This is a genomic window from Microcoleus sp. A6-C6, from assembly GCF_036705955.1.
In the GTDB taxonomy this organism is placed as follows: Bacteria; Cyanobacteriota; Cyanobacteriia; order Cyanobacteriales; family Microcoleaceae; genus Microcoleus.
This window is the reverse complement of the sequence record NZ_JAUBVR010000015.1, coordinates 73,600-95,705: the sequence shown is the minus strand read 5'-3', so window position 1 is coordinate 95,705 and position 22,106 is coordinate 73,600. Positions and strand designations below refer to the sequence as shown.

15 protein-coding genes are annotated in these 22,106 nt (G+C 45.7%); 9 read left to right on the top strand and 6 right to left on the bottom strand.

Going from position 1 to position 22,106, the window contains the following annotated elements:
• Positions 1 to 360 precede the first annotated feature (360 nt).
• The gene (locus QUB52_RS29240) at positions 361 to 534 is read right to left on the bottom strand and encodes a hypothetical protein (protein WP_442923171.1); all 174 of its coding nucleotides are present in this window, start codon (positions 532 to 534) and stop codon (positions 361 to 363) included.
• A 233-nt stretch (positions 535 to 767) separates the two neighbouring features.
• Here QUB52_RS29240 and QUB52_RS09205 point away from each other — a divergent pair, with 233 nt between their 5' ends.
• The 6 genes from QUB52_RS09205 to QUB52_RS09180 all read left to right on the top strand — a co-directional run bounded on the left by QUB52_RS09205 (position 768) and on the right by QUB52_RS09180 (position 10,223).
• Positions 768 to 929, top strand: a complete 162-nt coding sequence (locus QUB52_RS09205) for a hypothetical protein (RefSeq protein WP_332972678.1) — start codon at positions 768 to 770, stop codon at positions 927 to 929.
• 143 nt (positions 930 to 1,072) lie between these two features.
• Positions 1,073 to 1,213 carry a hypothetical protein gene (locus tag QUB52_RS09200; protein ID WP_332972679.1) on the top strand — a complete coding sequence of 47 codons (141 nt, stop codon included), beginning with the start codon at positions 1,073 to 1,075 and terminating at the stop codon, positions 1,211 to 1,213.
• Between the two features lie 76 nt (positions 1,214 to 1,289).
• Positions 1,290 to 3,683 carry an EF-hand domain-containing protein gene (locus QUB52_RS09195; protein WP_332972680.1) on the top strand — a complete coding sequence of 798 codons (2,394 nt, stop codon included), beginning with the start codon at positions 1,290 to 1,292 and terminating at the stop codon, positions 3,681 to 3,683.
• A gap of 670 nt (positions 3,684 to 4,353) precedes the next feature.
• Positions 4,354 to 5,610 carry a DUF924 family protein gene (locus QUB52_RS09190; RefSeq protein WP_332972681.1) on the top strand — a complete coding sequence of 419 codons (1,257 nt, stop codon included), beginning with the start codon at positions 4,354 to 4,356 and terminating at the stop codon, positions 5,608 to 5,610.
• Positions 5,611 to 6,207: 597 nt separating this feature from the next.
• On the top strand, positions 6,208 to 8,994 hold the full coding sequence (locus tag QUB52_RS09185) for a phospholipase effector Tle1 domain-containing protein (RefSeq protein WP_332972683.1): 2,787 nt from the start codon (positions 6,208 to 6,210) through the stop codon (positions 8,992 to 8,994).
• Positions 8,995 to 9,017: 23 nt separating this feature from the next.
• The gene (locus QUB52_RS09180; RefSeq protein WP_332972684.1) at positions 9,018 to 10,223 is read left to right on the top strand and encodes a catalase; all 1,206 of its coding nucleotides are present in this window, start codon (positions 9,018 to 9,020) and stop codon (positions 10,221 to 10,223) included.
• 174 nt (positions 10,224 to 10,397) lie between these two features.
• Here QUB52_RS09180 and QUB52_RS09175 read toward each other — a convergent pair whose 3' ends face one another.
• From QUB52_RS09175 to QUB52_RS09155, 5 genes are all read right to left on the bottom strand, one after another.
• Positions 10,398 to 11,669 carry an FAD-dependent hydroxylase gene (locus QUB52_RS09175; protein ID WP_332972685.1) on the bottom strand — a complete coding sequence of 424 codons (1,272 nt, stop codon included), beginning with the start codon at positions 11,667 to 11,669 and terminating at the stop codon, positions 10,398 to 10,400.
• A 363-nt stretch (positions 11,670 to 12,032) separates the two neighbouring features.
• Entirely contained in the window at positions 12,033 to 15,539 is a 3,507-nt protein-coding gene (locus QUB52_RS09170) for a PAS domain-containing sensor histidine kinase (protein ID WP_332972687.1), read from the bottom strand.
• Between the two features lie 479 nt (positions 15,540 to 16,018).
• On the bottom strand, positions 16,019 to 17,152 hold the full coding sequence (locus QUB52_RS09165) for a serine/threonine-protein kinase (protein WP_332972689.1): 1,134 nt from the start codon (positions 17,150 to 17,152) through the stop codon (positions 16,019 to 16,021).
• Positions 17,153 to 17,384: 232 nt separating this feature from the next.
• Positions 17,385 to 17,633: a hypothetical protein gene (locus tag QUB52_RS09160; protein WP_332972690.1), complete on the bottom strand. Its 249-nt coding sequence runs from the start codon at positions 17,631 to 17,633 to the stop codon at positions 17,385 to 17,387.
• The gene (locus QUB52_RS09155; RefSeq protein WP_332972691.1) at positions 17,603 to 18,268 is read right to left on the bottom strand and encodes a glycoside hydrolase family 108 protein; all 666 of its coding nucleotides are present in this window, start codon (positions 18,266 to 18,268) and stop codon (positions 17,603 to 17,605) included. The genes QUB52_RS09160 and QUB52_RS09155 overlap by 31 nt, the downstream gene beginning before the upstream one ends.
• Before the next feature lie 99 nt (positions 18,269 to 18,367).
• Between QUB52_RS09155 and QUB52_RS09150 the strand changes: the two genes are divergently transcribed.
• The 3 genes from QUB52_RS09150 to QUB52_RS09140 all read left to right on the top strand — a co-directional run bounded on the left by QUB52_RS09150 (position 18,368) and on the right by QUB52_RS09140 (position 22,017).
• The gene (locus QUB52_RS09150) at positions 18,368 to 20,542 is read left to right on the top strand and encodes a tetratricopeptide repeat protein (RefSeq protein WP_332972693.1); all 2,175 of its coding nucleotides are present in this window, start codon (positions 18,368 to 18,370) and stop codon (positions 20,540 to 20,542) included.
• Positions 20,543 to 20,845: 303 nt separating this feature from the next.
• Positions 20,846 to 21,442: a tRNA-(ms[2]io[6]A)-hydroxylase gene (locus QUB52_RS09145; protein ID WP_332972694.1), complete on the top strand. Its 597-nt coding sequence runs from the start codon at positions 20,846 to 20,848 to the stop codon at positions 21,440 to 21,442.
• 92 nt (positions 21,443 to 21,534) lie between these two features.
• A complete protein-coding gene (locus tag QUB52_RS09140) occupies positions 21,535 to 22,017 on the top strand; it encodes a GNAT family N-acetyltransferase (RefSeq protein ID WP_332972695.1) in 483 nt (160 codons plus the stop codon).
• The last annotated feature ends 89 nt before the right edge of the window (positions 22,018 to 22,106 follow it).

The window sequence follows — 22,106 nt, the reverse complement described above, 5'->3', positions numbered from 1 at the left end:
ATTAAGATATTTGTAGAATCAAATAAGTTATACACTGTCGAAAAATTAAGATTTACCGCAACTTATTGAGCGGATACCCTGAATCCTTACTTCGCAACATTGCAAAGATTGAGGAAAAAACCCGGTTTATTTGATGGTGCGAGTGGCGAGAAACCTCGGTTAGCACGATAGTCCGCCAGGGGTTTCAACCCCTGTCTCATAGCAAAAGTCCTCTTAAAGAGGACTAAAGAGTTTTTCATTTTTATCTCGGATTTTCAGTCGGTTTCAACCGACTTTCGCTATTAGCCAGGGGTTGAAACCCCTGGCGGTTGTGGCAACACCACTAGAAGACAAGCAACATAGGAAAAAACCGGGTTTCTTCTAATTTTGCGCTAATTCCGGCGGCCGCCCCATCAAGCCTGTCATCAAGCGCAAGGCTAAAAACCTAACTGGGGAAATTTTCCGCAAACACCACAATCCTAAGCGGCGAAATGCAACAATTGGTAGCAAAGTATTAGAAAATAATCTGTCTAGGAAATCGGTAAATCCTAACACGATTAAATTCTCTTTTTTGCGCCAATTGTGCTACCGTGTTAAAACTCTCAAATCGCCGATGTCTTCGCCTTTTTGGTGGGCTTGCTGCAAAATTTGGGCGATCGCCCTTTTATCAAATCTCAGGGCGATCGTCTTTGTTACTAAAAATATTAAACGATAGATACTTATCGTTTGTCAATAGGCAGAATGGGATTAGTTAGGTTCCGAATTTGAGAGTTGGCTGATCAAAAAGGTTGGACGCTCAAGGATGCGATCGCTCGGACGTTCCGTACAGCAGAGTCAGGCACTATGCTCGTTCTGAAGGACTGGCCACGGTTGACATCACCTCGATTCAAAAAATAGCTCGCACCCTCGATATTTTGATTGAAGAGTTAATGGATGTTGTTAAAGAGTAATTTGGTGTTTGATAGTGCCGCAGTATTTTGAGGCGACTAATCAGAAAGCAATCCGTCAATATGCAGAAATTATCGCCATGACGCATGATGTGGATAAAATTACGACTTATCTAGAGGTTTCAGAACCCGCTTTATAGAAATCTATGGCTCGCGATCGAAGTGGAACGATCGATTTTGCAGAATTTGGCGAATTAATGCTTCATTGTGGCCTCCTGTCGGGATACACTGATTTGGTCAGTTATGTTCTACCGATCGATGTTGACGATCGGCATTTCCGGCAATGAATACGGCACTCTCTGGTTTAGGAGAACCGCCTCGATCCAATAGTGACCCAATTAAAACATTAGGGAGGATTGATTCATGGTACCTGTGGCCCTTGAAAACAAAGTTGTGACTGAAGAAGAGGTGGCGAAGCTCTGGGAAGCTTTCAAAGTATTTGATGAAGATGGCAGCGGTGCGATTTCAACAGAGGAACTGGGGCAAGTGATGCGATCGCTCGGGCAGAGTCCTAGCGACATCGAACTGCGCGATATGGTCAAGGAGGTAGATGTTGACTTGTCGGGTAGTATAGATTTTGAGGAATTCCAAACCCTAATTTTGTCGCAGCAGGGCGATCGCAAAAGCCGTCTCAAGCTGGCATTCAGCGTGTTTGATGAAGACGGCACCGGTCAAATTACTGCAAACGAGCTGCACAGCGTCATGAGTCAGTTTGGGCTGACTAATGAGGAACTGAAAAAAATGATCGAAGAAGTCGATGGTGATGGCGATGCCTCAATTGACTTTGAAGAGTTCATGAAACTCGTCCCCCATGAATCAGAAATAAGTAGTTCTCAAGATTCGCCAATTACCCTAACGAATCCTACTTCAAGCGATGCAGCCACCCTCACCGAAGAAGAAATACTGGCTGCCACTAACACAACCACTTTAACAACCGCCGAATCTCCAGTACAGGAAGCACTAAGCGACGATCCGGAGGTAGCGCGACTCAAAGAACTGCTCGCGCAACATCCACAGGAGGAAAAAGAGCGCGTTACCTCGCGCCTGCAAATGCAAATCGGTATGTTCCGCCTGATTCAAGGATCTGCCTACCGCTGCTTCCGCGAGAGTTTCTCCGCCAACCACGAAACTCACCTGCGCGTGAGAAACCTACCCTATAGAATCACCGACTTTGTGCAGTTTGTGAAGCAAGCGATCGCGCTTTACAAAGGCTTAGATATCGTAGAAAAAGCTTGCCATCCCCTGCTAAATGCAGTCGTTGAATCGATCGATTCTGAGTACGATCGACTGCAAAACCGCATCAAAAACTGGAACACCATCGAAAAAACACCAGAGATGCGGGCTGAAGATAAAGCGATGCTGGAAGCCAGTCGCAATTCAATCTCAGTCAAAGAGAAGTTTGCCGCAGGTGTCGAGTTCGCCATCACCATGAAGAAAAAGCAGTTCAGCTTTCGTGATATCGCCGAAGGCGTGCTGGCAATCAACGAACTCAACCGCTTGAGGCAGATGGAACTGAATGCAGAGCTTGCCCCACCTCCCCCCAAATCTGAAGGCGATCCCAAAGATTATTTGAAGCAGTGGAACCGCGTGATCATTTCCGATGCCTCAGAAGCAATCAAAGGTGCGATGATGCCAGTCGCATATTGGTATGAGGATTTTATGCCTAAGCTGCTAGCGGCCTTCAGCGTCAGTACGGCGGCTGACATCCCAAGCAACACCGTACCTGACGAAGCGGCATTAGCTCAATGGTACGAAAACACCAAATCCGTTGGAGGATTTGGCCACTATGGGGCGGATGTGGCAGAAAACTTTCCTAAATGCAGCCCAAAACAAAAGCTGGCTATCATGCAGGCATGGCGTTTAACCCACCACTATCTGAATGGGGTGCAGAAACGGCGCGAACGCCAAGAGTTTGGGCGCGAGTCTGGGGCGCTTTCCCAGTATGTGTCATTCATTGATGTGTATTTGGGGCGAAGTGACGTGAAAGATGCCCAGATGCGCGTCAGTTTCCCCTACTATATCGGCCCTGGAGTATGGCGCTTTTTCCACACTACGGCGGAAATTGTCTGTACTAAGCCCCTAAAGAACCAAAAAGCCTTAGTAGCAGTCTTCAAGGACTTCTTTAAGCTGTTTGCCACCATGTATCCCTGCCCTTACTGCCGCCACCACCTCAATATGTACGTTGTGCAGAACAAAGAGGTTGATATGTACCCGGTGGAGTATCTTTTGCTGGGGCGCGATCGCCAGCTTAATAACTTTGAGGTATCGATGGATGCAAAGCTGTCTACAGTTGTCGATGGTTCTGCCCTGCGTTTATTCTTCTGGAAACTACACAACACTGTCTCGTCATCGATCGCTCGATCGGAAGAATGGTATCACAAGGATGAGAAAGCGTTCTACACGACCCGCTACTGGCCTAGTCTGGACTCCGAACTAGCGCGTAGCAAAGCGCTTAAACACCTCAGCATCTCGGTCGATCGCTTATACCGCCTCTACGGGCTGCTCAAGCCAGCATCGCGTTTAGCAGGTGTCAGAGCAACGCTGCAAAAGCTGTTGGAGAAGGGCGACGAGGCAGGTATGAGAGAAGCTTGCACCCTAGCCCAAGATTACATCAAGGATTTGGAGGAAGCTGCGATCGCCGGACAATTCCTTCAGGAGACATACCGTTTTGACCCTGAGATTGTAGATAAAGTGCCCCACTTCACGCCGGAAGAGGAAGAGTTTGCCCGCAGCGGTGTGTTCGTAGAAGTCGCATAACTGTAGCGAACTGCCATACTAATCGCGATCGTCTGCAATCGAGACATTGTATAACCTGGATTATTTGCAACTCTAATTGTGCTTCAGCCAAGATTTATTGCAAATAATCCTGGATTAAATGCAACCAACTTGCATTCATCCCTTTTGACCCGGATTATTTGCAACTAGAAGAGTCAAGTAAACGAATGCTTTCTTGACTTTTCCGAAAACCTCTGTAAGCGATTCAGAATCTTCTATTTTCGTGTCAAGAAAGTCGTCAAAATTTTAAATGCAACCTCGCCTTGCATCACCACGAGTTTCTTGACCTGTGACAGGAACTCTTACCTTGTTTCCTTTTCCCATCAGTGCTTTCAGCTTATTTGCAACTAATCCTGGTTGAGATGGATGATTGCGCTCAGTTGCGGCGTTGCGGAATACGGGTATGATTTCTCAAAATTTAGAGCGAGACTTCAACCTTTGAGCGGATTATGTTAAACTTGCATTCAGTAATGCCCAATTAATCCTGCGAAAAGGGTCGTGGTGCACAAGTAAGGATTGTTGCATTCTCGATCTTTATACAGCAAGGGTTATATCAAATTTTATCATTGCTTTTGCAGGACTATCGGCACCCTGAATCACTAAATCAAATCAATGCTTTCTTAGCTATTACAGCAAAAAAGGAGAATCTAAAATGAATCAAGATATACAGCAACAAATCATCCAGTATATGTTCCTTCGGGATGCCACAGGCAAGCTCGATCCTATGGCGTGTCTGCAACTATGGTTTGGCAAAAGTCATGACACGGATAACGAAATTCGCAATCGGTATGGAGAACTGGTAAAGCAGGCGATCGCAGGTCAGTTAGACGATTGGATAGAAACCCCTCGCGGTTGTCTTGCCTTGATGATCCTGCTGGATCAATTTCCCCGCAATCTCTATCGCCACACTATCCATATGTACGACGGGGATAAAAAAGCAATGGAGCTTGTCGAGCGGGGACACGACTGGCAAGCGGAACTAACTCCAGAGGAGTGCCTGTTTATGCCTTGTCTAATTCTGACTCACCAGGAAAATCTCGACGCTCAGAAACATTGTGTAGTCTACTACGAGAAAATAGAGCCGCATTTGCAGTCAGAATTCCACATCTTTCGCACTATCTTTGAAGAGCATCTGAAAATCATCAACATTTGCGGCGTCTTTCCCCATCGAGACCACTACTACGGACGAGAAACCTCCCCAGCCGGACGGCTGCTGATGGAAGATTCAACGCTGCGCTTTGATTTACCCCTCGTTGCCGAAAACGGCAGCGTGCGGTTTGGTACCGATTCAAACCGACTTTGGCAAGCGACGGCCCATGCCTATGATGTCCTCGATCGCCTGGATTCCATCGCTACTCAGCGCCAACTCACCCGTGAAGGTGCAGACACACCCATCAATATTGACTGGATGAGCGACGAGCAGATTGCTTTTTGCAAAGACACCTTCAGGAAATTTGATAAAGATGGTAGCAATTCCCTGTCTGCGGTAGAACTGGGCTCTGTATTGAAAGCCGTGGGTCGCCCGTATTCGCCCCAACGAGTTCAGGAAGCGATAGAGATCATCACAGGTCGCCCCAATAGCAACAGCATCAGCTTTGAAGAGTTTGCTACCTTGCTGGAGTCGGATCTGATGGACGATCAAGATAAACGGCTTTTAGAACGCTTTAAAGTGTTCGATCTCGATAGTTCTGGTTACATCAGTTTGGAGGAGTTGAGCATTTGCATCCGCAGCCTTGATGCATTGGTCACGAATGCCGAGGTTGAGGAAATGTTGAAGCGAGCTGATACCAGTGCTGATGGACAAGTTAGCTATGAAGAGTTCTACGAACTTTTTCAGACCTTCCAATCTCAAAAGGCTGTACGACCGCAACTTGACGTGGATGACAATGAAACCGTGGATTCTCCCTAATTGCCAATGAAAATTTTCTGGTTCTGTGCTTGTTTGTCATTACGTCACTCACATTGAATAAACAAAGGCGTATTCAAACAATTTGTGTTTTCTGTGGAGCCAAACCGGGTGTCAATCCTAATCGAGGTTGATGTTTACTTGAAATCCTCCCGTGTGATCGGCTTGCGCGATCCCAGGGTAGGACAGCCGTTGACCTGGAATCGGTTCATACTTACTATGCAGGACTACCATTGCAGGCTCAGTTGCAGTTAATCCTGGGAAAAAGAATGCGACGATCGAAGGATTGACCGTTTACGATCGCAGTGTAATACCATTTTAGATCGCAGTGTAATACCATTTTAGATTTTGGATTTTCGATGGGAGATAGGGAATGATCTATCACATAAGGGTTTGCAGCTTTCCTACAGTTGCATGGTTTTTTTGAACTGGTATAAATAGGGATTTAGACTATTGCGGTCAGCCCGTCATCTTTCAGGTTTTAAAGTTTTTCTTAAAACAGTTAATTACTTGGTAAAATAAATAGGCTTACGCAGCTACTCAACTTGTAAGATGCGTTGCAATGCACGCTACGGCGAGTTAAAGCTTTTGAGGTGGAACATGAAACGTCTGGTTATTTGCTGTGATGGAACTTGGCAACAGCTATCGAGTCCTTACCCAAGCAATGTAGTTAAGCTGGCTCAATCTGTGAAACCGATCGCAAGTGATGGAGTTCCACAGGTCGTGTTTTATGACGAGGGCATTGGCACCGAGAGTCAAAAGATTTTAGGCGGAGCCACCGGATTAGGAATCGATCGCAACATTGAGGATGCCTATCGGTTCCTCAGTCTCAACTATGTAGATGGTGACGAAATTTATCTATTCGGGTTCAGTCGCGGTGCTTACACCGTCAGAAGTCTAGCGGGAATGATTTATTGCGCCGGTCTTCTATCGCGCCCTCATGTGACTAAAACCCACGAAGCTTACGAGCTTTACCGTCATCGAGAGGTTAAACCGCGAGATAAAATGGCTGCCGATTACCGCGACACCTATGGCGATCGCGTCCCGATTACCTTGATTGGTTGTTTCGATACCGTCGGTTCCCTGGGGATTCCTGGTTTACCTGCCTTCAAGCAGGTTCACGAACAACTCAACAAGCGCTACAGATTTCACGACACAACTTTAAATAAAGGGATTCAGAATGCGTTGCACGCCGTGGCGATCGACGAAATCCGCGAAGCTTTCGACGTAACTCCCATGAAAAAGCATCCTGATACTGAGAACCAGCGGGTAATTCAAGTTTGGTTTCCCGGCGGACATAGCTGCGTAGGCGGTGGAACGAAAGAATACAGTGGGTTATCAGATGCCGCCTTGCAGTGGATGTTGGATTCAACCCGTAACCTTGGACTGGGGCTAGAATTCGATCCTAGTGTCATTCCAACAGGTATCAATCCTAATTATGAGTGTGACTTTAAGAACGATCCAGGGGTTTTCAAATTAGCAGGAATCAAGTTGCGTGAAGTGAGCGATGCAATTGAAGAACTCCATGAAAGCACGATCTTGCGGTTGCAAACCCGCCAGGATTACCGCCCCAAAAATCTACAACGACATCTCCCAAAACTTGATTCCATCCAGCAGGCTGAAAAGACTGCATCACAATCTGAAAAATTAGCAACATCACCACCTAGAACCGAGCAATACCGAGAATCTGAAAAATTAGCAGCATCACCCCCTCAAACCGACAAATACCGAGAAAGAAAAACTATCATGGCAAGCAAAAGAGATACTTCACGGGACGGATTTAAAAACAAACTGGAGACGGCTGCTTTAACTGGCTTAAAGCCAATTTGGAGCTTTATTCAAAACAATTCAGGTCTTGCAAAAAAAGTCAATAAAACGCTGATTAACAATGCCATTAATAAGATTCCGGTTCGTCCCTATCAGTTTAGCACTATGTCTCCCTACACATCTTGGGATTCATTGATCGATCGCTCGTACTCTGGACTCCAGTTGCCGCCTTTAGATTGGAAACCCTTGACCAATGAAAATCACGTCGGCATTAATTTAGCGCCTACCGAAGAGTTTGAGAAAAATCTGCCGCCGATTAAGGATTTGGAAATTTTGTATCGTAAAGACGGGGAGACACAATACTCGCCCAAATCTTCACTGATGTTTCCCTATTTTGTGCAGTGGTTCACCGACAGCTTTCTGCGTACAGCCCGCGACGATCACCGTAAAAATACTTCCAACCACCATATCGATCTGTGTAATGTCTATGGGTTAAACCCCAAGATTACACAGATGCTGCGATCGCACAAAGGCGGCAAGATGAAAAGCCAATTTATTAATGGCGAAGAATATCCTCCGTTTTACTACGATGAGGATGGACGAGCCAAAGAAGAATTCGCCGAATTACCTCATCTTTACACCGAAAATTCCATCCCAAAATCCGAGACATTCTCTCACGAAAAAAAACAAAGTTTATTCGCGATGGGGATTGAATTAGAACGGGCAAACGTGCAAATTGGCTATGTCATGCTGAACGTTCTTTGCTTGAGAGAACACAATCGCGTCTGCGACATCTTAGCAGAACACTATCCAGCCTGGGATGATGAACGTCTGTTCCAAACTGCCAGAAACATTGTAGTGGTTGAATTTCTCAGGATTGTGTTAGAAGATTACATCAACCACATTACTCCCTATCACTTCCAATTCTTCACCGATCCACAGGCATTCACTAATGAAAAATGGTATCGCCATAATTGGATGTCGGTAGAATTTAGTTTGGTATACCGCTGGCACAGTATGTTGCCTGATACTCTCATTCACAACGATCAGACAGTTCCCATGCCTGCCTCAATGTGGAACAACAACATGATTATCAGCAAGGGGTTAGGAGGCATCTTTGAAGAAAGTTGTTCCCAACCCGCCGCGCAACTGAGTTTATTCAATACGCCTGAATTTCTATTACCAACCGAGTTAGCCAGTATTCGCATGGCTCGTCAATCAAAACTGAGAAGCTACAACGATTATCGTGAGTTGTGCAAGTATCCCCGCGTCACCGATTTCGATCAGATTAGTGGCAATAAAAGAGTTCAACGAGAACTAAAAAGTTTGTACGGACACGTAGATAATATTGAGCTTTATGTCGGACTCTATGCCGAAGATTTGCGTCCCAACTCAGCCCTACCTCCTTTAGTGGGACGATTAATCGGAATTGATGCGTTTTCTCAAGCATTCACCAATCCTTTATTAGCCGAAAATATCTTCAATCCAGAAACTTTTTCGCCTGTGGGCTGGGAAATTATTCACAATACCAAAACGCTTTCTGAGGTAGTACACCGCAACATTCCTCAAGGTAAAAACTATCGAATTTCGTTTTACCGCTACAATTGGCAACCCGTTTAATCAGCAAACGCATCAAGGTAAATATGAACAATAAATTGTTTACAGAATATCCCGAACAAGATGAAGGCGAATATTGCGATCGCCTAGTCGAGCAAACCAATATCCGCATGGATAATCTTTATAAGGACAAGGAACGGGCGCTGCGAGATACCCACACCAAAAGCCACGCTGCTGTTAAAGGAACTCTCGAAATCTTTGACTTTGATGAGGAAGCGATTAAACGCGAGTTGAACAAACGCGCCTCGTTGACTTCTTCGCAACTCAATGCTATTTCCCTGAAGCAAGGCTTGCTCTCTTTGCCCAAGCAATATCCTGTTTGGCTGCGATTTGCCAACGGGGCTTTCCAACCCAAAAATGATTGCGAACCCGACACCCGCTCAATGGCAGTGAAAGTGATGGGAGTTGAAGGGGAACGACTGCTGCAAAGCTATGAGTCGAAAACCCAGGATCTGATTGTTCACAATTCAGCGTTTTTCTTTGTTAAAAACATCAAAGACTACTACGGCTTTTTTTCTGCCGTCGTTGAGTCGAAGGAGGCAACAAAGAAGTGGTTGTATCAACATCCGAGGCAATTCTTAGCACTCCTCAAGGGTACGAGTTCGACTCCAAAAAGTTTACTAACAGAACGATATTGGAGCAGTTCAGCCTCTGCTTTGGGTCTTAAACCCGATTTTGATGCTTCCAAAACGAGTCTAGTTCCTGTCGAATATCCGGCTGTGATTAAATATGCGTTTACTCCAGTTTCAGGCGAACCGCCGCACAATAAGATTGCATCCCAGTCTCGACCTGGGATTCCTAAACTTCCTTTTAGCGATCGCGCCAAAGCTTTAGGTTTAGATCCCAATAAACTCGACAATTACTACCGGGATGACATCATTCAAGCCCTTTTCCAACCTGATGCTCAATATTGTTGGGACTTTGGCATTCAATTCCAAACCAACTCCAAGATGTCGATCGACGATACCACGATTCTCTGGAAGGAAAATGAATCTCCGTTTTTCACAGTAGGTCGTCTCACCGTCAAGCATCAAATCATTAATTTTGAGAAACAATACGATTTCTGTGAAAACCTGCGATTTTCTCCTTGGAACGGTCTAGCAGTCCATCGTCCGGTTGGTGCAATAAATCGGCTGCGCGGCATTGTTTACCCGGTTGTCGCCTCCTATCGCTATCAGAAGCTAGGTCTGAGCGACCCAATCCCAGAACCAACTGGAAACGAGACTTTTTGAATAGAAGACTGGGCGGCATGGGGCATGGGGCATGGGGCATGGGGCATTGGGCATTGGGCATTGGGCATTGGGCATTGGGCATAGGGCATTGGGCATTGGGCAGACCTCACTTTTTTGAGAACCGCTATAGACGGGCTGTAACAAATTTTGAGGACTGAAGTCCTCACTACGAACCTAGTTTTGCGCTAATTTTGGCGGGCGGCCCATTAAGCCGGTCATCAAGCGCAAAGATACAAATCGGACTGGGGGAATTGTTCGCAAACACCACAATCCGAAGCGGCGAAATGCAACAATTGGCAGCCAAGTATTGGAAAATAATCTATCAAGAAAGTCGGTAAAACCTAACACGATTAAATTCTCTTTTTTGCGCCAGTTGTGATACCGTTTCAATACTCGCAAGTCGCCGATGTCTTCGCCTTTTTGGTGGGCTTGCTGCAAGATTTGGGCGATGGCCCCAGCGTCTCGAATCCCCATATTTAATCCCTGTCCGCCGACGGGATGGCAGCAGTGGGCAGCGTCGCCAATTAATGCTAATCTGGGCAACACGTAGCGATCGCTCTGCATTAACTGCACCGGGAACAAAAAGCGATCGCTCTCCAACTCCAAACGGCCCAAAATCCCGCCCGTGCGTTGTTCCAACAAAGTCAAAAACTCTGTTTCGTCCATTGACTGCAAATCTTTTGCTTCCGCGTGGGGTGCTGTCCAAACTACTTGACAGCGGTTCCCCGGTAATGGTAAAACTCCCATCGGGCCACTCGGCCAAAAGCGCTCAAAAGCGATATCGTTGTGCGGTTTTTCTGCTTTAATGGTGATAGCAATGCAGGATTGCCAGTATTTCCAGCCGCGCGTGCTGATGTTGGCTTCGGTGCGGATGCGCGATTTAGAACCGTCGGCGGCAACTAATAATTTGGTGCGAATTGTGCGAGTTGCGCCGTTTTGTTTGATTTGAATTTCAGCCGAATTAGTTAAATATTTTACTTCGACCACTTCCGCAGGACAAACCCAATTAAAATTCGGATTTTTTGCCAAAGATTCCTGCAAAGCTGACAGCATGACTCGGTGCTCGCCAACGTAACCTAAAGCTGTTTTTGGTACCGGCAATTTGCCAGTATTTCCCAAGTCGGGGCGGTGGAATTCGACGACACCGGGATAGTCGCCGTCGCAAAGGCTAATTTGCTCGAAGGTGGTGATTTGTGGCAATATTTGCTCCCACACGCCGATACCTTCTAAAATCATTCCCGACAGCAGGGTAATTGCATAGGCTTGTTTTTTGGCTGCTGCGGCGGCCGGGAGTTGGGTTTCAATTATGGCGATTTTTAATCCTGAATCTTTGAGGGCGCAGGCTAAGGTAGCGCCGACTATGCCGCCTCCGACGATCGCGATATCATAGTCGAGTGTTGGTGTTTGGGTTGAGGCTGTGGTTGCAGAAAGTTGGTTTACGGGCATTTTCAAGGGTTTTTTTTAAGTGAATAATTATATTTACTATTTTATTGTAAAGAATTATTGCGATTTTGGGCGATCGAGATGGGGAGAGGGGGAGATGGGGAGATGGGGAGATGGGGAGATGGGGAGATGGGGAGACAGAAACCCGGTTTCTTGCGATATTTCTCGTTACTCAACCCAAAACTCGTAGAAACCCGGTTTCTTGCCCGATGCGCGACTATCAGAAACCCGGTTTCTTTGGATATTTCTCGTCACTCAACCCAAAACTCGTAGAAACCGGGTTTCTCGCCCCATGCGTGACCTTGAGGAATTAATAACTAATAACTAATGACTAATGACTAATGACTAATGACTAATGACTAATGACTAATGACTAATGACCATTTCCTTGACGTTTTCCGCAGCCGGGGCTAATACTTTCTGGGAAATGGGAATCTCTAGGATAAAGTCTGCACCTTCTCCGGGCGCGGAAACACACTGCAATTTGCCTCGGTGTTTCTCAACTATAATCTGATAGCTGATTGACAGTCCCAATCCGGTGCCTTTACCGACTGGTTTAGTAGTAAAAAATGGGTCAAACAACTTGCTAATGACTTCTTGATTGATTCCGCTTCCGCTGTCGGCTATCCGAATTGTTGCTGTGTCTGAATTCGCGCTGGTGCTAATCCGAATTGTGTTGGGATGAGCATATATTTCTTGGGAAGAACGCTGGCTGTTGTATTCTTCCAGGGCGTCGATCGCATTTGCTATAAGATTCATAAATACTTGATTGAGCTGACTTGGATAGCACTCGACTTTTGGAAAGTTGCCGTATTCTTTGATAATTTTAATAGCCGGACGACCTGCATTAGCTTTTATCCTGTGCTGCAAAATTACCAAAGTGCTTTCGATTCCTTCGTGAATGTCTACTAGCTTCATCTGCGATTCGTCGAGTCGCGAAAAGTTCCGCAAGGATACAACTAAGTCGCGGATGCGATCGGCTCCTACTTTCATTGATTCCAAAATCTTCGGAAAGTCTGCCATTAAGAAGTCGATTTCCATATCTTCCGTTGCTTCGGCAATTTCTGGGAGGGGATTTGGGTATTTTTTCTGGTAAAGGTGGAGCAAACCGAGCAAGTCTCTGGCGTATTCGCTGGCGTGGGTGATGTTGCCGTAAATGAAGCTAATCGGGTTGTTAATTTCGTGGGCGACTCCGGCGACTAGCTGGCCGAGTGAAGAGATTTTTTCGGTTTGGATTAGTTGAGTTTGAGCTTGGTGCAAGTCGCGGAGAGCTTTTTCGAGCTGGACTGCTTGCGATCGATATTGTGCGGCTGATTGTTCCATCGCTGCCAAAACTTGCACTCGATCGCTAATATCGGTGTGAGTTCCCACCCACTCGCGAACGCTGCCGCCGGCTGCCAAAACGGGGACGGCGCGCACCCAAAAGTGTCTGTAGCTGCCGTCTGCTGCCCGGAAGCGGTGCTCGATTTCGTAGAGACTTTTTGTTTCTATGGCGCGCGTCCAAGCTTGTATTGTGCGATCGCGGTCTTCTGGGTGCACTGCTTGTATCCAGTTGTCCGTCATCTCTTCCAAGCTCATGCCCGTGTAAGCCGTCAAATCCGGCTGAGGTTTGTCGAAGACTCCGCTAGCGTCTGTCATCCAAACCATCTGTGCGGTGGCCATTGCCAGCGATCGGTATCTTTCCTCGCTCAAACGCACAAATTCTTCGGCTTGCCGGCTGGCTGTCACGTCGCGCAAAATTGCTGTGAATATGATTTCGCCTGCAACTTCGAGTTTGGAAATAGAAGCTTCGGCGGGAAATTCCGTACCGTCTCGGCGGCGGGCAAAAATTTCTTTGCGGCTGCCCATTTTTCGCGCTTGTTTAACAGCGACGCCGAAATTACTGACGAGGTGGCTGTGAGTCGCGACAAAAGCTTCGGGCAACAGCAGGTTCAGGGATTGCCCGATCGCCTCCGCTGCTGTCCACCCAAAAATCCGTTCTGCACCTTGGTTGAACAGGATAATTTTTTGGTCAGCACCGACGGAAATAATCGCGTCGTCGGCAATTTCTACAATGCCGGCGAAACGAGCTTGAGACAGTTGCAGCGCTTGTTCAGCTTGTTTGCGATGGCTGATGTCGCGGGCGATCGTGGAAATGTATCCGAGTTTGTCGCCGGATGCGGAGTGGGAGATGATGACTTGGCTGACGGGAATTTCCAGGCCCGATGCTGACACAAAGGTTGTTTCTCCGTTCCAAACGCCCCCGGAAACTGCGGTGGCGATCGCCTCTTTCAAGGTGCTGCGGGCTGACGCTGCTGTGAATTCTGCAATTTGTCGGTGGGATATATCTGCGTCTTCGTCGATACCCACCATTTTTCTGCCTGCTTTGTTGATGTAAACTGCGCGTCCTTCGAGGTCGCAGATACCTACAAAATCCGGCGTTGCTTCCAGAATTGCTACCAGATTGTTTTTGGCGACTTCGGCTTCTTTGCTCTCAGTAATATCCCGCGCGACGCTAACTATACCGCTGATATTTCCTTGCCAGTCCCGGTAAGCGTTTTTTGTAGAAAGAAATGTCCGCAAATTGCCTTTAACTGGCAGTTCTTCTTCTATAACTTGCGTTTTTCCTGCTGCCACGATCTGGCGGTCTATTTTCTTAATATTGCCTGCAATTTCCGCCGGAAATAACTCGCTATCATCTCTGCCGATTATATCATCTTCCGACTTGCCAATTATACTTGCTCCCGCAGCGTTGAGCATCGTGTAACGGCCATGAATATCTTTAACAAACAGGGCTGTTGGCATACTGTTAATGACTGTCAGCAACAGGTTGTAGTTTTTTTGAAGCGCCTGCTTTGTTGTTTGAGAATCTAGAATTTGTTGCTGCAATTGTTCGTTGGTAATTTGCAGTTGGATAGTCCGTTTTTCAACTTGAGTTTCTAGGTCTAATTTAGCTTTTCTCAATCCCATTTCTGCTCGATGGCGCTTCCGGTCTGCGGTGCAAAGAGTCTTCGCATTCTGCCAAATCAAAACTGTAAAAATAATTACGTTCAATACACTTAATAGCGATAGTCCTAGCTCTGGTTCGTAGGCTTTAAATCGATCTCCTGAAATGATGAATAAACCCGCTAAAGGCGGGATAACGATCGCCTGGGGCAACAAGCGCCTCGCCATAACGCCGCCCGCGCGATCGCTGGCAATTACTGCTATAAATCCTCGCTCTGGATTGGCAAATAAAATTCCGAGGCTCAGCAACATAAATGCTACGGAAGTGTGCAAAGCCATTCCTGTATTATCGCCAATTCGGTAAAATAAAGCTTTGCCGTAGATGTAGCCTATCAAACCCAGAAATGCAATTAAAAATGCACAACAGCTTAAGATTTGAACCCGCAGGTATTTAGGGCGACGTTCTGACAGCAGCAACTGGGCTGTTCCCAGCAATAAAAAAGCACCAGCAGTATTCGGCGCCATGCGTCCCGGTGTTGAGAGGCTTGTCAGGGTGTAACCTTCTTTAAATAGTAGTTGGTCAATGCCTAAGTCTAAATTAAAGCTATATTGAACGAGGGTGAGTAGGCTAATTAATATAAGTAAAAATGAACTGCTATAACTTAAAAAGTTATAGTTTTTTTGATATTTTGTTGTTGTTAATTCGCTGTGGCTGCGCTGTTGGAGGAACAGAGAAAGCCCGCCCAAAATAAAGCAGACGGCTGTATTGGCTTTCATTGTCACGAGTCCGGGCAGAATGCTTTTTAAGAGTTGGAGGTCGAATATCCAACCCAAAATGACTGTACAGCCGATCGCGATTACTGCAATTCCAGCTTTTTTGGCAAAAGACTGGAGTGCAACAATTGTGGTTGAGGGTGACTGCGCTGGTGCGGGTAAAAAACGTTCCAATTTCTCGATACCTCAAATTATTTGTTTTTCTACGTATCTAAGGTAGCAATAAACACTATAGTTATATTGTTGCCCCTTATACAAAGCTGCTTAAGATATTGTTAAAACTGCATAGCATAAAATATTAATTATCTTATCTAACTTGAGAGAGAGTGTCAACTGAAAATCAAAGGTTCTGGTGTAGAAGGTATTTGGCAGAATTCCATAATTTTTCTTGATTGTTAGTTAGAACCAAAAATTCCTTGTTCCTTGTTCCTTCTTGCGGGGAAATTAGCGATCGCCCGATTCATCCGTCCAAATAAGACTCAGCGGTTGAAACCGCGTCTACACAAACAAAGTCCGCCTTCGCGGACTCAAGAGGCCGTATTAAAACCGGATTTTGGTATCAAATCTTACATCAATGGTCTTGGGTTTCGTTCTTTAACTAATGACTAATGACTAATGACTAATGACTAATGACCAATGACCAATGACTACTGTCAACTGTCAACTGTCAACTGTTGAAGTGCTTCCAAAGCTTCGGTTGCTGATGGGTAACGCTGGGGGAAAGCGTAAAGCACCATCTGGTCTAAAATGCTAGCAAACTGCGGGGTAACAGTTGCATTTTTCTGCCAGATGAGATTGCCTAAGTTATCGACTCTGAGTTGTTTCGGCCGCATCCCTGTCAAGGCTTGAATCCCGATGATTCCGACAGCATAGATGTCGCTGCAAAATTTCGGCGAGCCGATGGCTTGTTCGGGGGGAATGTAGTCTTGTTGAGTGCCGCCGCGCGATCGCGTTTGGCCTGTGCTGTTTTGGGAGCTGTTGATTTCTTTAACTGCTCCAAAGTCAATTAATACAATCTTGCCGTCTGATGCGCGCTCGATTAAGTTTTGAGGGTGAACGTCGCGGTGAATTACATTTTGTTTGTGAACGAAGGCCATCACTTCTAAGATATCTTTTAACAAAGCAATAACGCGATGTTCTTCCCAGGGTTGACCTTCGATTAATTCTTGATATAGGGGTTCTCCTTCGATGAATTGATAGACTAAATAAAAATACCCGTTTTCTTCAAATCGAGCTAACAGTTCCGGTATCCGATCGTGTTTTCCCAAGCGATATAACACTCGCGTTTCTCGATCGAATAGCTGGCTGGTTCTGTCTGACTGGCTTTTCAGGCGCTTGACGAGACACAAAGGTCGATCGGGCAAATTTTCATCTTCAGCGAGATAGGTATCGCTGTACTCGGTGCTCGCCAAATGTTCTCGGATTCGGTAACGCATCCGCAGTAGCTTTCCCAATATCGGATCGAGAGATTGAGCTGGTTGCGTGTCTTTTTGTACACCTCTGATGATGCAGTCCCAAAGATTTGCTCCGACTACTCTTTCTTCTGGTTCAATAATTCCTGCTTGCTTCAGTACCTTGGTGAGGTCTTTCCACAAGTTGTAGCCGACATAGCGCGCCAGGTAGCCCACTGTGTAGCCACGGGCGATCGGATCGTTTTGCTGAATTTCTTGGTATGTCAAACCCCCTAAAACGCCTCGCGCGATCGACTGTTGCAACCGAGTTAGGCGTTTTTGGGTTTGTTCGTAAACCAGATTGTCTAAAAAATTTATTGCTTCTTCTACTGTCATAGTTTTATGGCTTAAGTTATACCAATTTCATAAAGTAGCGCTAGATATTACCCCCCCCCAACCCCCCCTTACTAAGGGGGGGCTTCGGACTTCATCTATAGCACATATTTAGAAAAATGGTATTACTCGTGCTTGCGCTATAGGTTTTGTTTTTATATTTCTGTTATAGGCGGTTTATTTTAAATTGGCCGACCTTTTAATTTATTGAAATATATCTTGATAAATTCGATTTTTATGAATCAATATTATGACTTTTCTGAACTCGATTGACTTGACCAATGGTTGATGTATTAGCAAAATATAGGACGGCGGTTTCAACCGCGTTTTGTCTAACAAAACCTGTCGAAACTGGTTGAATATAATAAAAATAGGCGGTTTCAACCACCCTTTTATTTTCTTCGTCCGCGGAGGCGGACATCGTTTGTGTAGACGCGGTTTCAACCGCCGTGCTTAATTTTTCATCTTGTTCACGTAGCCCCACAAACTGTAATCGCGGCTCAGCCAACCCCTGAAAAAAGCCATTTGACTCGGATCTTCTTGCACCCGTTTGTAGCGGTAAATAATCCGTTCATTAATCATTTGTAGCGCTGTATTTTTGTTATTAGCAACTTTCAATGCTTCCCTGGTGCGTGAATCAAAAATACCAGTTTGTGGCAATCCTAAAGCTTGCTGCAAAAATGTAATAGAATTGTTAATACCAAAATTAACTGCGGTGTCAAACATGACGATCGCCAAAGCAGGCTGCATAGTTCCCGAAAGACTAGAATCCCAGTAATATTTATAAATTTCTAGGAGCTCTGCTTCCGACATTTGCGTCACGTCGAGGGGTGGCAGCCCGCGACTGTAGCGGTACGAGTTGTATTCTGTTTGGAGAACGCCTCGATAGGTTCTGCCGCCCTTATCGGCTGGGTGATTGCTGAATCCGCCCTCAAAATATAAGGTGAAATAAAGAGCAGTTTGAAATACTCGCTGCCGAAAGTTCGCTGTTTGCTGCTGTGCCAGAGTCTTTTGGGCAAAAGGCAAGGGGATTGCTAAGGCTAACAAGAGTATCCCCAGCAGGAGGTTTGGCTTCCACTTGATGTTAGGTTGGTGCTGTGTCGCTTGCTTGTCGCTCATAAATTCTCTGTGACGATCGCGCGTAATTCCGGTAAAACTGGTACTCTGCAAAATAATATAGATTCAACCTTTAACTTGATAGCACACATAGGCCGCCAAATGAATTCCGATTTTCGCAACCAATCCGAAACACCCGAATTAGAAGATGCTGCATCGCTGACTGTCGTTGCAGAAATGTATTACTCTGAAGGCAATTTAGCAGCCGCCGTCGCTGCTTGTCGCCGAGCTCTGGAATTGCAACCGGATTGGGCGGCGGCTTACGTGACAATGGGTAATGTGCAGCAAGCCAGCGGCCAAATTGAGGAGGCGATGCGGTTTTATTCGGAGGCGATCGCCCTAAATCCCGATTTTGCTGAGGCCTATGCTAATTTGGGCAGTATGCTCTACAAGCAAGGGCGTTTGGTGGAGGCGATTGTCAATTACCAAAAGGCGATCGAACTCAAGCCAACTTTGGCCGCTGCTTACTGGAATTTGGCAAGCGCACTGAAGCAGCAGGGGCAATCGGATGCAGCCGTAGCCTATGAGCAAAAAGCCCTAGAACTCAATCCCAATCTGGCTCAGGTTGATTTTCACATAAATTTAGGCGATAAATTAGCGCGGCAGGGGCAGTTAGATGAGGCTGTGGCTGCATGGCAACGGGCGATCGCTTTCAAACCCGATTTACCCGAAGCATACTGTCAAATTGGCATAATTTTGCGCCACCAGGGCAAGTTTAAAGATGCCATACCCAACCTGCAAAAAGCCCTAGAAATTAAACCAGATTTTATTGCCGCCCACCAACATTTGTGCGGCATCCTCCGAGATACTAGCGATTTAGCAGCCGCGCGCCAAGCCGTACACAAATACAGCCAAATGTGCGCGGAAACCGATCCAATTATGACGGCGATTTACTACGTCAGCACCTATCAAGTGTCGGGATTGAATCAAATTGCAGGCGATCGATTTTTAGAACTAGAATCATACTTGCAGAACAACTTAGAAACGGCTAGCCCGGTAGAAATTAAATCGCTTTATGCAAACTTGTTATTCAGCACGCCCTATCTGCGAGATGACTTGGCAGCCAACTCTAAACTTTACAGATTAATTGCCCAAAAGTACATCGAAAAATGTATCAAACCTAATTTTTCTCAACCCGTAAGTTATAGTCTCAAGCCAACAAATAGCAAATTAAAAATCGGTTTTTTGTCCAATCACTTCAGCCGCCATTCTGTAGGTTGGTGCAGCGCTGACATCATTCGCGAATTGTCCGTCATCACACCCAATTTGTATCTGTACGCTTCCGAAAGAATTGTTCCTGACGATCGCACTCAACAATTTGACAGTTTCGGTAAACTGACTTTCCCAAAAACTTACCCCAACGGACTTGCCAATTCCGCAGAAATTATCAACCAAATTCAGCAAGATGAATTAGATATTTTAGTCGATTTAGATTCTCTCAGCGTACCAGTTCACGCAGATATTCTTCACCAAAAACCCGCGCCAGTTTGTGTTTCTTGGCTCGGATTTGATGCACCTTACATATCACCGGAAAATTACTTTCTTACAGACTGGCATTCGCACCCAGCAGGTAGGGAAAAATATTATGATGAGCAACTAATTAGGATGCCGGATTCCTTTGTGGCGGTATCAGGTTTTCAGAGGTATGGAGTCGATCCGGTGGCATTGAGAAAGTCGAATCGGATCGGTTTGGATCAGATAGTTTACCTGTGCGTCGCTCCGGGCAGAAAATTTAATCGCGACTTAGTAAAAGCACAAGTTGCGATTCTCAAACAAGTTCCGAACAGTATTTTAATTCACAAAGCTTTGGGCGATGCTGCGGTGTTTGAGGGTGCGTATCATCAAGCTTGCGAAGCTGAGGGAGTTAGCAAGCATCGAATTAAGTTTTTGCCGAGGTTTGCTACGGAGGAAGAGCACAGAATTATCTATTTGCTGGCTGATGTTTTGTTAGATTCTTATCCTTACAATGGAGGTACTCACACTTTAGAGGCTTTGTGGTTTGATTTGCCGGTGGTGACTCGCACCGGAGAGCAGTTTTTGTCGAGAATGGGTTATTCGTTTTTGCAGGCTTTGGGAATTGAAACTGGTGTGGCTTGGTCTTGGGCTGAATATGTGAATTTGGGTGTAAAATTGGGTAAAGATGGTGAATTGAGAAAGGCAATTCAAGCACATTTAATTAAGTCTAAAGACTCTGGAAGTTTGTCACCGTTGTGGAATCCGAAAAAGTTTGCGGGTGATATGTATGCGGTGTTTGAAAAATTGTGTAAAATGGTTTGACGCGCTAGTTATAAGGGTAAGATACGCAGTCATTGGTGTCAAATTAAGCCTAAAACCGTTGATAAATCTCGCTTTTATCCGAGACCAGATCCCCCTAAATCCCCCTTAAGAAGGGGGACTTTGAGAAGATTCTTGTCCCCCCCTTCTTAAGGGGGGCTAGGGGGGATCTGGCCTCAGAGGTAAACAGCAGTATGTAACTACGTTTGACGTTAAGTTGACACCAATGGTGCGCGATGCACACCCTACAATGACTAATCTAAAATCTAAAATCTAAAATCTAAAATCTAAAATCTAAAATCTAAAATGAATTTGACACTACCAACTATTAAGTTTTTGAAACAACCGACTTCGGAAGCTTGGGTCGAACAGGCGATCGCCCATTTTGATACAATCTTATTAGATCATTCGCACTGCGAGCGGAAAGCGGCGGGAGTAGCGTTAAATTTAATGTTTCGCTACCCAGCACGGGAAAAATTGGTGAGGATGCTAACCGCCATCGCCCGCGAAGAATTGGAGCATTTCGAGCAAGTCAACCAGCGGTTAGAAGAGCGCGGTATCGCTTTGGGGCCTTTGGCTGCGCCTCCCTACGGTGCGGGTTTGTCCGCCCAAATTCGCAAACAGGAACCGGAGAGACTTTTGGATTCTTTGCTGGTTTCTGCTTTGATTGAAGCGCGGAGTCACGAACGGCTGGGGCTGCTGGGCGATCGTTGTCCTGACGCAGAATTAGCTAAGTTTTATCGTAGTTTGATGGCTTCGGAAGCGCGCCATTATGGGGTATATTGGATTTTAGCCACAACTTATTTCGATCGCACTCTGGTGATGGAGAGGCTAGAAGAATTATCATTGGTAGAAAGTCAGTTGCTGGCAACTCTTTATCCTGAACCGAGAATTCACAGTTAAAAGTTGGGTGCATTTAACGACTGTCAAATGCGAGAAAATCAGTAATTTTACGGTTGCTAAAGTCAAAAAAATAATGTAAGTTGCAACAACTAATGAAAACCCAACATCTCGATTTTTTGATTCGTTCATGGGAAACGCGCGATCGGGCGGAGGCCTTCAATTTAATTAAAAATATTTTAGCAGAATACGGTTTAAACTGTGAGCCTTGCGGGGCCGATCGAGATGTCTATGATGTCGAATTATATTATCATAAAAAGGGTGGAGAATTTTGGGTAGTTGAACGCCAAGGAGAAATCGTGGGTACAGCCGCTTACTATCCGATTGAGCGCGGTAAAAATGCTGTGGAAATTCGCAAAATGTATATTTTGCCAGCAGCAAGGAGACAAGGTTTGGGGAAGTTTTTACTGCAAGAGTTGGAAAGTATAATAATGGCTCGCGGCTTTGATGAAATCTGGATCGAAACTGCTAGCATTCTTAAGGAAGCTGTTATATTGTACGAAAATAATGGATATCTACCGACGACGGGTGTGGAAACGCCAAGGTGCGATCGGGTTTATGTTAAATCTTTAGGTTAGAAGCAAAGTCTAAAAAACCGGGTTTCTGAGAAAATCTCAGTGGGTGGCAAAATATCTCGGAAGAAACCCGGTTTCTGGGAATTTTGCAT